Annotated in this window: 13 protein-coding genes and 2 pseudogenes; 2 read left to right on the forward strand and 13 right to left on the reverse strand. The window is 39.8% G+C overall.

Annotation, left to right across the window (positions count from 1 at the left end; genetic code table 11):
- Nucleotides 1–404, reverse strand: a pseudogene (locus tag W293_RS17630) (transposase); the annotation flags it as partial.
- A 158-nt stretch (nucleotides 405–562) separates the two neighbouring features.
- The gene (locus W293_RS0113015) at nucleotides 563–2203 is read right to left on the reverse strand and encodes a phosphatase PAP2 family protein (protein WP_084212329.1); all 1641 of its coding nucleotides are present in this window, start codon (nucleotides 2201–2203) and stop codon (nucleotides 563–565) included.
- 173 nt (nucleotides 2204–2376) lie between these two features.
- On the opposite strand from W293_RS0113015, the gene W293_RS0113020 reads away from it, so the two are divergent.
- Together W293_RS0113020 and W293_RS0113030 are read left to right on the forward strand one after the other, a co-directional pair.
- Nucleotides 2377–2985 carry a DedA family protein gene (locus W293_RS0113020; RefSeq protein ID WP_025652851.1) on the forward strand — a complete coding sequence of 203 codons (609 nt, stop codon included), beginning with the start codon at nucleotides 2377–2379 and terminating at the stop codon, nucleotides 2983–2985.
- Nucleotides 2986–3296: 311 nt separating this feature from the next.
- Nucleotides 3297–4529 (forward strand): annotated as a pseudogene (locus W293_RS0113030) (IS3 family transposase).
- Nucleotides 4530–4674: 145 nt separating this feature from the next.
- Here the strand turns inward: W293_RS0113030 and W293_RS0113035 are convergent.
- From W293_RS0113035 to W293_RS0113095, 11 genes are all read right to left on the reverse strand, one after another.
- Nucleotides 4675–5388, reverse strand: coding sequence for a GAD-like domain-containing protein (locus W293_RS0113035; protein WP_025652854.1), 714 nt, complete (start codon nucleotides 5386–5388; stop codon nucleotides 4675–4677).
- A gap of 22 nt (nucleotides 5389–5410) precedes the next feature.
- A complete protein-coding gene (locus W293_RS16830; RefSeq protein WP_025652855.1) occupies nucleotides 5411–6727 on the reverse strand; it encodes a polymorphic toxin type 15 domain-containing protein in 1317 nt (438 codons plus the stop codon).
- Nucleotides 6724–7677 (reverse strand): DUF2345 domain-containing protein, encoded by a 954-nt coding sequence (locus tag W293_RS0113045; protein WP_025652856.1) that lies wholly within the window; start codon nucleotides 7675–7677, stop codon nucleotides 6724–6726. Before W293_RS0113045 ends, W293_RS16830 begins: the two co-directional genes overlap by 4 nt.
- Before the next feature lie 43 nt (nucleotides 7678–7720).
- The gene (locus tag W293_RS0113050; protein ID WP_156915663.1) at nucleotides 7721–8470 is read right to left on the reverse strand and encodes a hypothetical protein; all 750 of its coding nucleotides are present in this window, start codon (nucleotides 8468–8470) and stop codon (nucleotides 7721–7723) included.
- A 31-nt stretch (nucleotides 8471–8501) separates the two neighbouring features.
- Nucleotides 8502–9059, reverse strand: coding sequence for a hypothetical protein (locus W293_RS0113055; protein ID WP_156915664.1), 558 nt, complete (start codon nucleotides 9057–9059; stop codon nucleotides 8502–8504).
- Nucleotides 9060–9457: 398 nt separating this feature from the next.
- A protein-coding gene (locus W293_RS0113065) for an IS3 family transposase (RefSeq protein ID WP_101210724.1) occupies nucleotides 9458–10623 on the reverse strand; the annotation gives its coding sequence in 2 pieces (ribosomal slippage) (nucleotides 9458–10365 and nucleotides 10365–10623; 1167 coding nt in all).
- 62 nt (nucleotides 10624–10685) lie between these two features.
- Nucleotides 10686–11228, reverse strand: a complete 543-nt coding sequence (locus W293_RS0113075) for a hypothetical protein (protein WP_025652862.1) — start codon at nucleotides 11226–11228, stop codon at nucleotides 10686–10688.
- Nucleotides 11221–12153, reverse strand: coding sequence for a DUF2345 domain-containing protein (locus tag W293_RS0113080; protein WP_319802579.1), 933 nt, complete (start codon nucleotides 12151–12153; stop codon nucleotides 11221–11223). The genes W293_RS0113075 and W293_RS0113080 overlap by 8 nt, the downstream gene beginning before the upstream one ends.
- Before the next feature lie 41 nt (nucleotides 12154–12194).
- Nucleotides 12195–12569, reverse strand: coding sequence for a hypothetical protein (locus W293_RS0113085; RefSeq protein ID WP_025652864.1), 375 nt, complete (start codon nucleotides 12567–12569; stop codon nucleotides 12195–12197).
- A 34-nt stretch (nucleotides 12570–12603) separates the two neighbouring features.
- Nucleotides 12604–13167: a transposase gene (locus tag W293_RS0113090; protein ID WP_198015433.1), complete on the reverse strand. Its 564-nt coding sequence runs from the start codon at nucleotides 13165–13167 to the stop codon at nucleotides 12604–12606.
- Nucleotides 13142–13447 carry an IS630 transposase-related protein gene (locus W293_RS0113095; protein ID WP_025651943.1) on the reverse strand — a complete coding sequence of 102 codons (306 nt, stop codon included), beginning with the start codon at nucleotides 13445–13447 and terminating at the stop codon, nucleotides 13142–13144. The genes W293_RS0113090 and W293_RS0113095 overlap by 26 nt, the downstream gene beginning before the upstream one ends.
- Nucleotides 13448–13513 lie beyond the last annotated feature (66 nt).

Consider the following 13513-nt stretch of genomic DNA (forward strand, 5'->3'; position numbering starts at 1 on the left):
ATACGACCACGAGTCTCAGCAGTTAAACGCTGCCGATAAGGCTTGGCTTTACGTCTGAGACACTGCCATAACCTGCCGCCCTTACGCTTGTTTGTCCATATATAGCGATAAATGCTCATATGACTGAGTCCACCATGAACACCTGCTATTTGCTGGGGACTCCAGTTCTCTTTAAGCTTGTCTGTGACCCAGTCCCATACGTCAGCGATGATGCTGAGCGCATTGTTTGATCGTCTTGCACAAGCTTTCTTATGAGCGTTATTGACTCGATAACCGCGCAGGCTTTTATTGCGTCTGATTTCTCTTAATATGGTACTGGGACTTCTGTTTAACGCCCGCGCTATAAAATTAATACTATGTTCTGCCCCTATAAGGGCATAAATCTGGTATCGTTCCCCTAGGCTTAGATGCGTATAGTTCGCTTAGATGCGTATAGTTCATGGTTGCAATCTCACTTTGGTCGGTGGATAAAGACTTTGATGCTAGCGCATCTAGGTCTTTTTTTCACCTCATATTTGGTATTGCACTTCATGTGTTAATCTAAGTATTTTAAAATAATGGTTCAATTCTTTTTAGCGAAAATTTCTATCTTATTAACGAGTAACTTGGGCAGATAATAGTCATTGAGGTGCGCTTTTGGATATTGCTCATTGATCCAAGTGACGTAATTATCAGCAGTCAACTGTCCTTGATATATCAGATACAAAGCGTGCAGGGCGACGCTACGGGATAATCCCATCACGCATTGGAAGTTAATCAGTACCATATTGTCAGGCAGCTGTTTATGCGTGATATTAGTCGCTATACCAATGTTTGCTAAGGCATCGTTTGCTAAGGTATCTATCTGTTTAAACAGATGAATAAAATCCTGAGCAGCAACCTCTCTTAACGACTGTAAATCCAACAGTGGAAAATAAAGATATTTAATTTTAATAGCGGTAAATGATAGGTAAGTATTGCAGAGTGATGAGCTGTTATTATTAACGTCTAATTTGTGTACTTCCGCCTGAGTATTTAGCGCTTTTTTTAAGCTCAAATTATGGCTATTGGTTTCAACAGCGGAGTCAATCACAATAATTGTCGAAAATTTTGAAAAATACAAATAGTGTCTATTATTCATTTGCGACAAGCCAAATAATTTTGGCGTAGCGATCGCATATATAGAGTCCGCTATTTTATAGTTCGAGCCCATATCAGTATGACTCAATAAGCCAGAATTTGACTGTTTATGTTGAGTGAATTGATAGTGTTGTCCGACATACCACATCAGTCGGTAGCCCAATAATAATGGCGCAAATATCAACCAAGTAGACAGTCGTAAGCGCCCTTGCTTATCCTTTGCAAACCAACGTTTATCACGAGTTTGGTTGGGGTGTTGATACGCCCATGCCAAACCCAAAAAACTTAACGCCCAGTACGTGGCGACTACAGAATACAACCCTGCAAAAGTGCCAGAGGCAACGCTTCTATTGAGCATGAATCCTGCTATCGATAGAATTAAAAATCCTGATATCGCCACCACTAAATACTTTAAAACTAAATTATTACGCAGCTTATTGATCATGATCAGTACAAGCGCCGCCAGTAATAAGCCACCGGCAATATCTAAAAGATGATGTTGATAAGTCAGGACGGTGGAGACGATGATGAGACTACAGATACAACAAAGTGCTAGGCGATATAGAGCGGATTTTGAAAGTTGCCATAAAGACGTCCCCAGTAATACAGCATATGCCACATGCAGGGAAGGAAACTGGTTAAAAGGTTTGTCGGTTATATGCAAAAACTGATAGCCATAATGCGCCCAGCCTAATACAGTAGGGCGCTCAAAAGTAAATTTGGCAGGGAATATATAAAAGATAAAACAGGCGAAAAGCGTGGCTAAGATTAATTTTCCTGTTAATAAGGAAAGTTGTGCTGGTGTTTTTACCATAAAAAAGCCGGCACAAAACAGCATGATTGACCAGCTATAAGGCACAATCATCGGTGGGATAAAAGGAATCGCTACATCAATCGGTGTGGCGAGGTTATAAACTTTCTTAGGCCATACAGAGTTAATGCTACTTAATTCAGAAAATTGGATATCATAAAACAGCGCTTGCGCATAGAGATTAGTCAAAGAGTACAGCATAGCAAAGACGCCAAAAGCGCAGGCTAAGGAGATCCATCTAGATATCATGGAAAGAGGTGAATTACTGGTCATAGGGTTTGTCTAATCATTGCCATAATGCAAGTGCTATAAATAGCATAAAACAGCAGATTTTGACACAAAGTAGGTTTAGACTAATCGCAATGTTTGGATATTTTCATGGTTAGATGTGCTCAAAAATTGAAAAAATACGACCGTCACGATGGTAATGAAGGAAAGTAATAATTATGAATCAAATCAGCGAATGGGTACTCAGTATTATGGCAAAGTTTGGCTACTTTGGTATTGTATTTGCCATGTTTGCCGAAAACGTTTTTCCACCTATCCCTTCTGAAGTCATTATGCCAGCAGCTGGTTTCGCCGCGTCGAGAGGTGATTTAAATTTAATCTTAGTCATCCTTGCTGGCACGTTAGGTGCTTCACTTGGTGCGTTACCGTTATATTATTTAGGTCGTATATTCGATAAAGAACGTTTGATCGCGGTTACCGAAAAATATGGTAAATACGTGCTCGTTAAACCTGATGACGTTGCCTCTGCAAATGAGTGGTTCGATAAACATGGTAAAACAGCCGTGTTCTTTGGCCGTATGGTGCCTGGCGTTCGTTCGCTCATTTCTATCCCTGCTGGCATGAACAATATGCCGCTGCTGCCTTTTTTAGCATTGACGGCTTTAGGCTCGAGTATATGGACGGCGGCATTGACGTTGGCGGGATATTATCTCGGACAGAACTATGAGGTCGTCGAAGGGATATTAGCCCCTTACTCTAAAGGGTTTGGCATACTGATCGTTGTAATTATTATCGGTTGGCTTATTAAGCGCCGTCGGCAACCGTAAATGATGTCCGTTTTATTCGAGAAATATTTAGGGCGTGTCCTCAACCTGAACAAAAGCGACTAAATGGGCTAAAAATAGCTAACTCTTGCCAAACTACGTCAAATAGCTAGTCAATATCTCGATATTATCTGCACTATTTTCCTTGTTTGGCTACCATTTATCTTATTTTTATCACCATTTTCAGATTGAGGACACGCTCTAGTAGCCGCTATTTTTATTATATGGTCAAAGCTCAATAGCATCATGTGAGCTATGCTGAAAAAACCGTACACCTAAACTTGGTAAACTAAGCGTATTAATCGGAGTTTATCATGACCAAGAAAATAAGAAGCTACAGTGACGAATTTAAAGCCGAGGCCGTCAAGAAGATAGCAGACAATAATGGCAATATCTCAGCGACCGCAAAGCACCTTGGCATCGCCATGCAGACCTTATCTAATTGGCATAATAAAGCCAATCAAGGCAAGCTTATCGGCACAGAACAATATGATCCTGATCTTATGACGGCTCTTCAGGAAATAAAGCAGCTCAAACGACAGCTTAAAGTAGCCGAAGAGGAACGAGAGATATTAAAAAAGGCGACGGCGTACTTTGCCAATGAGGAACTTTAAGAAACAGTCTAGTAGACTGTTTTAGTGACGCAAGACGTAGGGCTATGCCCGCAGTGACAGTTAGTGAAGTACGCCTTTATCAAAAACAACGATCTCTTCTTTAGTATCACTACTATGTGTCGTGTACTAAAGGTTAAGCATTCTAGCTACTATGACTGGCTGAGTCGTGATATTAGTGAGCAACAGATACACCGTAACCAATCTGAGCTACTTGTCAGAGCGGCACATAGTAAAACAAAAGCACGTTATGGTGCTGATCGACTGCACGCAAAGCTGATAGAGCAAGGGCACGATATTAGCCTATATATGGTCAGAAGCATTAAAGAAGAACATGACATCAAATGCCGTCGTCACAAACGCTTTAAAATCACCACTGATTCCAACCATAACAAGCTTGTCTATCCAAACATACTAAATCAGCAATTTGATGCTAAGCATCCTAATGAATCGTGGGTCAGTGATATTACTTATATCTGGACCAATGAGGGTTGGTTGTATTTAGCTGGAGTCAAAGATTTATACACCAAAGAGCTGGTCGGGTATGCTATCAATAAGCGAATGACCGCAGATTTAGTATGTCGTGCACTCAATATGGCAATCAAGAATAAACGTCCAAGCCAAGGATTGATTGTGCACTCTGACAGAGGCAGCCAGTATTGTAGTCATGCCTATCACAAAATCATCAAGCAGCATAATTTCAAAGGCTCGATGAGTGGTAAAGGCAATTGTTTCGACAACGCACCCATAGAAAGCTTCTGGGGCACATTAAAGAATGAGCTAGTGTATTACCAAGACTATAAAACAAGGTTTGTAGCAATCAATGATATCATCGGCTATATCGAGCTGTACTACAACCAAGCGAGGATTCAAAAGAGTTTAGGCTATAAGTCGCCAAGACAGGTGTGGTTTGACTATTATCGTAAAGCTGCTTGATTCAAATCTCCCAAGTTTAACTGTACGGATTTGACGGCAGGGGTCATATCGTCAATTCCTCTCATACCTGTTTGAGGATGAAAGTAGTGGAGCCAATCAGCTGATCGCTAATAAAAAACCACCCGAAGGTGGCTTAAATAATTAATTATACTAAGTCATCTAAATCAGGTAGATTTGATGAATCTTCAACACCGAATGCCATTTGTCCTAATTTCTTAAAGTCGATGTATTGGATTTCAATCAAGTCAGGTAAGAGACTAAGATGCACAAAGATATTCATTTTATCGACATTTTTGATAGACGCATTGTCACTTATGGCAAGGGCAGGAACGAAGCCAAACATCTCGTCATAGTCGAGCGCACCAAACTTTTTCACACAACGCTTGAATAGGGGTTTACCGTTATTGTCTTCCATATCTGTATATTTAATCTGTTTAAACCCAAAAAACATAGCTAATTCTTGATTGGATTTTCCATACGCTATTTCTTTTGCATTACCTTTCTTTTGGTATATCCAACCTAGAGTAGGAGTGATTTCAAATGTGAATCCTGATTTTTCACCCCAAACGTATAATTCGCCAAAGCCACTTCGAGCGATCACATAATAGTTATCTTGCCTCATAACCTCATCGCCGAGCCATGTAGTCAGATCTTCTTCGTAGTCAGCTGGATTAACTATCCAAAATAAGCCTTTTTTAAAGCGACAAAACCCTAAACGCTCCCAATAGAATAGTAGTTTATCAGGCAATCTACCACGATAACGATTAAAAATAGCTTGTGCAACTGGCTGCTGCCAATCAGGTTGTCCAAAGTCTTCCATGAAAAGATCAAAGTCTTCATCTATAATAAATGTACTCATTTAAATGTCCTTTAGTCATATTTTATTTACATCTATTTAGTTCAACGTTCATTTTGGTTTGCCCGCCTTGTTTTAAAGCTTCTTTAGCGGCTTTATCCATCTGTGCAACTCTACTATTTGCTTCAACTTTATTAGACCATTGTCCACCTATGGACTTATTCACATCAGCACGACCCAGTCGATTAATTTTATCTTTACCACCTGCAATCATATCAGGATCATGTAGAGCATTCAGGTCTTTCATTATTTCAGGAGTGCGTTTGTTCGCTATTTTAGCTTCAGAAGCCGTCTTGCCTTGCTTGCGATAGCTTCTCTGTAATGATTCAGAAATATCGTTTTCGTATTTATTTCTAGCTTTAGTCTGCTCACTTCCTGTTCCTTTACGCTGGTTTTTATTGTAGGAGGCGCGGCCAGCTAGATACTCATCTACAGTTAAATTATTGATGCCATCTTGTTGACCTTTAAGTTGTTTATAATAGTCTTTCTCAAATTTTGCATTTGCTTTACTGTCTTTAGAAAATCTGCTTTTTAAGTCTTTGCTTGGCTTAAAGCACTTCGGCTTATGCTGCTTCATAACTCCTTTTCTAGCAGGTCTCGACGTGATACTACTATTATGATTAACCGTTTCACCAGAAGCGTTCCTGTTGGTTGAAGCTAAGGCTGTGCTGGGTTTTGTGCCAGCAGCTTTACCAACGCCTGCATGATTAACACTCGCTGTAGCCGGTGTCATTTTCGACCAGCCATTTATCTCATTAATAATTTGCTGAGCGAAACGATCAAAGTCTTTTTGAATTTGAATTAACTTTTGCTTATTAGACTTACTTAAACTATTGAGAAACTTAGGGGTCAAGATACTGTTAAGTAAGCCTTTTAGTTTACTGACATCTAACGCTTTTTTTAAAGCTTGCTCTGCATTACCTTTACCAAATTTTCTGATAAAGGCAAATAGATCAGCAGGGTTTTTACCGCCAATCTTGATAGCTTTAATAGCACTTTTAACTGCATCACCAAAGACTGGTATCAGCCCTATTAATGCTGCTATGAGTAAGAACCATAATGTAATATCGGAGGGTTTATCTTTAAGGCTCATGACTGCCTTGATGATGTCTCGCGCATCAATAAGCTGTCCTGCAATAGGAACTGCACCGATCACAATTTCAGCAAATAGTGCCCAAGACGAGGTGTTTTCACCTGCTAGAAACGAACCTGTCTCTTCTTTTAATGCTTCAAACCAGCCTGTGGGTTTTTCTTGTTTGGCTTTTTTATATTTTTGAGGAGTGTAATCCTTCCCTATGTTACTAATCCCTAGTGCGCCGCCGCCAAAGCCATTACTACTCATATACCATCCTCCATATCTATATCAGGCTTGAAGTCAGCAGGGTCTTCACCATAATAAACATGAGCTTGACCCTTAGGCACACCTTCTAAACGAGCAAAGCCATTTTTATCTAAAATGCCTTCTCTGACAGAGCCATCTGCGAACTCGACACGGTAGGGCGCACTGCTTACTGGAGTCTCATCATCGTGTAGATAATTAAGCTCGATAAAGGTTGGTGGTTCGTCCAAGATATTAGAAGGTAAGCCTGATACAAATTGACCATCAACTCCGCCCCCAGCCTTACTGTGCTTACCTGCTTTTTCCGTCACCTCTTTGGCGGCGATAGTGATATTGCTACCATCCAAAGTAATACTCGCACCGCCTGCCGTTATCGTCACTTTATTGGTTGCCACGACTTCTACCTCTTTGGTGGAGGAGGCGATGTTCACATCTTGCTTGGCGGTTGCTTCCAGTTTCCCTGTATGGGCGGATAGGGTGATATTTTCTTTGGCATTGGTCATACTAAACTGACCATCGGCTATGATATTGAGTGATTCGCTACTGACTTGATGATGACTATCGCCACTACTAATCATCATGTCCGTTTGCGTAGTACTAATTATCTCACCCATACTTCTGTGAATCAGTATATCGTCACTGACATAACTTGTGTCTGCTGCGCTGTCGATTAGCGTGTAAGGTGTTTGCTGATGGGTTTTAGTGTCTTGTTCCTTGGCGATACTCTCTAACTGAGTTTTAATGTTGGCATGATCATTAACTGACCGTCCAAGCCCAGAGGCAAGTTGCGTTAACCGCTCAGTCAAGTGCTGACCACCCAATGCCGTTTGGGTCAGAGTAGGGGTATGGTGCTGATAGTTATGTTGCTGTGCTTGGAGGTGGGTTTGCGGCTGGGTGGAGAGGACGAGGGTGTTGGCATATTTGATGTTGATGTGACTATTACTAGTGAGCAAGAACTTTTAGATCATTAATAAGAATTGGTAAATTTCGTACTTGTCATTTTAAGAAAAGCTTGTTTTTAAGTTCATGTTTAGAAGTTTCGAAATCCTCAGCATTGCATATTGTATTTAATTTTTTATTAGTGGGAAGACTAATCCAACCATCTTGATAGCTGAATTTATATGCATCATAACTTTCCTGAGATGAAAGACAACAGGCAAAAGAGCCTGCTAAGGCTTTGCACTCTTTACCATTTATACTTGCTTCAACGATATTAAGATTTGGTGCACCTAAAAGCTCTGCAGAGAAATAATCTAATCCTTTATCATCACTCGGTATGATCTCACTAATAATATCAATACCATCCAGATTAAGGTCGTAATGGTTTAGTTTATTAGTGCTATAGCTCAAAGAAGGAATTTCAGGTATATAAGTAACAATAGCATCTAATCGTGTAGGAATATTAGTTTGTGTAGAGTATAAGCTTCTTGATTGGTCATCAAAAGTAGCAATAAACTTATTATTTTTTAGTATGAATATATGTTCAGTATTTTCAGTACTTGATAAGATTGTAAATCCATTAACCTCATAGCTCTTATAGTCGTTTGCAAATACACCATTATCCTTGATTTTAGTATCGAAGTTCTCAATATCATTAGCTGAAAAACCATATTTCTCTAAATCAGATTTGTCGATATAGTCTATTAATGAAACTTTTTTAGGTTCAGCTAAATTTGAGTCATAACGGCATGACGTTAAAAGAACAATACTACTAAGTAGTAGTAAGTCGTTAATTTTCATTGACATAATATTCTTATCTCTCATTTCATCATTTTAATTATTTTTCATTTTCTAGTGAAGAATAAACTCTGATAGAAGTAATATTCTTTGGTAAAGACTCAAATTTATCGTATTTACTTATTGCACTCTCTGTTAAATCAATAGCTCGAAATCCGACTAGTATATCTTCATGATCATTTGATCTATAGGCAAAATCGGCATCGTATAAATCAGTATTAGTTTCAGACTTTCTTGAGTGATAATCTAAATAAGTGATATTAAGGTCTTTTAAATCTAATTGAAATTCAGGTGTAATGAATTGATTGTCAGCATTTTTGATATAAATATTTCTGGCTTTGCTATCATTTAGATAAGTAAATACAGTAGTATGAATATCTACTGTTTCAAAACTGTATCTGATCCATTTGTCGGCTTTGGGATAAAAAGGTTTATAGATACCAAGAACATTTGATTCTGAAACTAGATCTGTTTCATTGGCAGTCAATCTAATAGCAGCCTTTGTTATTTCTGTCATGTTTTTACCATTAGAATGAGCGATTGATTGTGTGTCATTTGCTTTTATTAGTGCGTTGTTTAGTGATAGTCCACCTTGCATCACAGAGTCTCCAATTTGCGTGTTTTCCGAAGTTTCACAACTTACGAATAAGAAAAGAGCTGAAATAACTAGAGCGACCTTGATCATTTTAAATTCTCACTATTTATTATCTTCACAGATTAGAATGATAAGAATGTTTGGCAATAGCGCTAGGTACGGTAGTACCTTCCATGGGTTTCCACTTGTCTTCAAGATATATAGGATCAAACAAATCAACTCCATTGTGTTTGTATAAAAACGGTTGACCATATTTTGTTCTAAACTGATCATACCAAGAATACGGGTTTACAAACATTGCTCCTGTAAAAGGTACTTTCCGTCCATCGATATATGAAGGTTCAAATAAGAAGTTTGACCCCTGCCGTCAAATCCGTACAGTTAAACTTGGGAGATTTTAGTTACGCCGCTTGACGATAATAGTCAAACCACACCTGTCTTGGCGATTTATAGCCTAAACCCTTTTGAATTCTCGTTTGGTTGTAGTACAACTCGATATATCTAATGATATCGGTAATAGCGGCAAATCTGGTCTTATAGTCCTGATGATATACCAGCTCATTCTTTAATACACCCCAGAAGCTCTCTATGGGTGCGTTGTCATAACAATTACCTTTGCCACTCATTGAGCCTATAAACTGATGCTGTTTAATAATCTTATGATACGCATGGCTACAATACTGACTGCCTCTGTCAGAGTGAACAATTAGTCCCTTGCTTGGTCTCTTATTCTTAATTGCCATGTTCAATGCTTTGCAAACTAAGTCAGCGGTCATACGTTTGTTGATGGCATAGCCAACCAGCTCTTTGGTATACAAGTCTTTAACGCCTGCTAAGTACAGCCACCCCTCGGTTGTCCAGATATAGGTGATATCACTGACCCATGCTTCGTTAGGGCGGTTGACGTCAAACTGCTGATCGAGCACGTTGTCATAGACCAGCTTGTTGTGGTTTGAGTCGGTAGTAACTTTAAAACGCTTATGACGACGGCATTTGATACCGTGTTCTTCCTTGATGCTTCTGACCATGTATGGGCTGATATCATATCCTTGCTCATTTAGATGCGCATGCAGACGCTCAAAGCCGTAGCGCTCCTTTGTTTCACTGTGTGCCGCTTTGATTAGTAGCTCAGACTGGTTACGATGTATCTGCTGAGCGCTGATGTCACGACCCAGCCAGTCGTAGTAACTTGAGGGTCTAATATGTAGTACACGGCACATGCTACTGATGCGAAAGAGTTGCTGGTTGTCTTTAACAAAGGCGTACTTTACTAGCTGTGTTTGGCGAAGTACGCCGTCGCCTTTTTTAGAATTTCGCGCTCCTCTTCGGCAACTTTCAGCTGTCGCTTGAGGCGCTTATTCTCTTCTAGCACGGCCATTAGCTGTGGGTCATATTGCTCAGTCCCTGCAAGCTTGCCTTGAGTGGCTTTGTTTTGCCAGTTAGATAGCGTTTGCATGGCTATGCCAAGCTGCTTTGCAGTCGCTGAAATATTACCCTTATTGTCTGCTATCTTCTTAATAGCTTCGGCTTTAAATTCATCGCTGTAGGTTCTTACTTTCTTGACCATGGTAAACTCCTCTTTGAGTCGTTAGTTTACCAAGTTTAATTGTACGGTTTCTTCAGCATAGCTCAGTTAGCTGTTCCACTAGGTGTAGTAATATAACCCTTACCACTAGGCGTATCAATGTTTGCGTCGTCTAAAACATCTTTTGCCGCTTCTGCACAAGTATCATTCATATATGCTGTATATTTTTCTTCACCTGATATAACCTTCTTCTTAAATTGGTCAGCTTGCTTTTTAATTGCTATTAACTGTTTTTTGCTTATTCTAAATTTGTAGAGTCTTGAAACTTCAGTAATGGGGTAGTTTATAGTAGCGGGACGTCTTCCACTAAACTCATCAATTCCTGCTGCTAACTCTCGCTTTGTTGGTGTTGCGGCACCCTTTGGACCAAAACTATATACTGTTATGATCTTTCCATTTTTCACTGTGAAAAAGAATGCATGCCCATAATCAACATTGAGATTTTGAGTATTATTACGAAAAGCAGTAGCTATATGATTGACTTCAAAACCAACTACTAAGTAATACTGATTCGAAATTACTTGAACTTGGTTGTTAGAAATCATAGGTAGAGTACGATTAAGAGTATTTTTATTATATTTACTCATTAGCTTCACTCCCATAGTCATCCTGCCAATTGAGGTCTATATGAATATTAATCTCCTCTTCACTATTAGACTGAAAACGTTCAGTCCAACCCTTTTCATCGGTAGTACCCTCAAACGTTTCGCCAGTTGTTTTATTAATAGCTCTATAAGGCATATTAGCATAAGGTACATTGTCTTCATCTACAAACTGCTGTACCAAATTATAAACACCATCCATCAGCGTCTTTTTATCAGGAATTATGCTAGGCAACCCCGCCAATCCCAACCCATCCCTTCCACCTCCAGCCTTACTGTGCTTCCCAGCTTTCTCCGTAAACTGTTTCGCTGCAATCGTAATGTCAGCACCATCAAGCGTGATCCTGGCACCACCAGCCGTCAGCGTAATTTTATTCGTCGCTACTATCTCAACCTCTTTGGTGGAGGAGGCGATGTTCACATCTTGCTTGGCGGTTGCTTCCAGTTTCCCTGTATGGGCGGATAGGGTGATATTTTCTTTGGCATTGGTCATACTAAACTGACCATCGGCTATGATATTGAGTGATTCGCTACTGACTTGATGATGACTATCGCCACTACTAATACTCATATCTTGCTGAGTAGTGCTAATCATCTCGCCCATAGTTCTATGAATAATGGTATCGTCGCTCACATAGCTTATGTCAGCTGCGCTATCTATCAGCGCGAATGGCATTGTTTGATGGGTATTGGTTTGTTGTTCTTCTGCGATAGTCTCAAGTTGCGTCTTAATCGCGTTATGATCTTTGACGTTATGTCCAAGACCTGTTGCCAGTTGCGTTAAACGTTCAGTTAAGTGCTGACCACCAAGAGCAGTTTGAGTCAGAGTCGGTGTATGCTGCTGATAGTTATGCTGTCCAGATTGTGCGTGGGTGCGTGGGTTTGCGGCTGAGTGGAGAGTAGTAAATATAAAAAACCACCCGAAGGTGGCTTAAGTAAAATAATAACAAACTAACCTTTTTCACCCTCAAACTGCCAAATAACCTGACCCCATTGGTTATTAGGATAATCTGGCATGATGTCGCCTTGCTTAAAGTAAGCACGACTGTCAGATTTTGCTTGCGTGAACCAGTAGCCTGATTTAGGGCAGGGCTGACCAGCTAGGCAGCGGCCTTTCGCTTGACTGGTGATTTCGGGTTTATTAGGCTTGGTTTTATTTTCATAATAGGGCGTCATGTCTTCTCCAGCCTCTTGAAGCTTAATAAACTCTTCATAAGTTATTTTGTAAGGGTCAATAGAGATAAATTTACTGGTGTCGATACCTGTCTCTTTAAGTACGAGTGGTAGCGTATAGTCAGGTTGATTTTGCTGAATCTTCAATCCCATTTTAATGGCTTTAGTCTCGAAAAAAAGTCTATAGTCACTGCACTACAAAAGAGTTATGTTTTGGATGAATATCATAAAACAATTTAGATAAGTCATTTTCCATCCAACCTTGGCGTAAAAACTTCACTTGAGCCCACTTTTTCTCGATGGGATTTAAGTCAGGACTATAAGGAGGTAAGAATAATAGCCTGTGACCATGCCTGTTAAGCAGCTTTTGAACGCGCTTATGAAAGGCTGCATTATCCATAACGATTACACATTTTCTCTTAAGCTTTGGTATCAGCGTGAACTTGCACCAGTGATAGAAAATCTTTTTATTAATGTTGGTCTTTAAGCAATTGAGTGCAAACAGCGTTTTGCCATATAGTGCACCAATGACGTTGGTTCGATCTTTGGCTTGCCAATTGTAACTGCCAATGCAGGGGCTACCAATGGGTGCATAACCACAAGGACGCATCGTTTCACTCTCAAACCCACTTTCGTCCATATAGACAATAGCAAAGCCTTGAGCAATGTAGTGGTTAAGCTTGGCTAGATAAGTCGCTCTTTTCACAGGACAGGCTTTGGGATGCTCAAGTGTCTTTTTTTTTGCTAACACCAATACGCTTTAAGGCTTTACTGATGCCTGTTGGGCTACAATCAAAACGCTGTGCTCGCTCATAGTGATAATCGTCAGGGTGGTCTTTGACATCTTGAGCTAAGGCTTCATCCTCTATTTTGTAGGGCTTAATATATCGAGTGGTTTTACTATGAAGACGCTTTTTCCACTTCTGGATAGTCGTTGGACTGATATCATAGAAAACAGCAGCTTCAGCAAAGGTCATGCCCTCATCTAAGCTTTTTAAGACTTGTTTGCGAAAATCTAGGGAGTAAGTCATGGTTATTTATTGTGGTAATCGTTTAGTTGATTTATTTTATAACATTTTTGTGGTCAGGTGACTATA

The sequence above is a fragment of the Psychrobacter sp. TB67 genome (genome assembly GCF_000511065.1).
Lineage (GTDB): Bacteria > Pseudomonadota > Gammaproteobacteria > Pseudomonadales > Moraxellaceae > Psychrobacter > Psychrobacter okhotskensis.

Coding starts and splice junctions, on each gene's coding strand:
- W293_RS0113015 (WP_084212329.1), bottom strand. CDS start 2,203: ATGACCAGTAATTCACCTCTTTCCATGATATCTAGATGGATCTCCTTA.
- W293_RS0113020 (WP_025652851.1), top strand. CDS start 2,377: ATGAATCAAATCAGCGAATGGGTACTCAGTATTATGGCAAAGTTTGGC.
- W293_RS0113035 (WP_025652854.1), bottom strand. CDS start 5,388: ATGAGTACATTTATTATAGATGAAGACTTTGATCTTTTCATGGAAGAC.
- W293_RS16830 (WP_025652855.1), bottom strand. CDS start 6,727: ATGAGTAGTAATGGCTTTGGCGGCGGCGCACTAGGGATTAGTAACATA.
- W293_RS0113050 (WP_156915663.1), bottom strand. CDS start 8,470: ATGTCAATGAAAATTAACGACTTACTACTACTTAGTAGTATTGTTCTT.
- W293_RS0113055 (WP_156915664.1), bottom strand. CDS start 9,059: ATGCAAGGTGGACTATCACTAAACAACGCACTAATAAAAGCAAATGAC.
- W293_RS0113075 (WP_025652862.1), bottom strand. CDS start 11,228: ATGAGTAAATATAATAAAAATACTCTTAATCGTACTCTACCTATGATT.
- W293_RS0113085 (WP_025652864.1), bottom strand. CDS start 12,569: ATGGGATTGAAGATTCAGCAAAATCAACCTGACTATACGCTACCACTC.
- W293_RS0113095 (WP_025651943.1), bottom strand. CDS start 13,447: ATGACTTACTCCCTAGATTTTCGCAAACAAGTCTTAAAAAGCTTAGAT.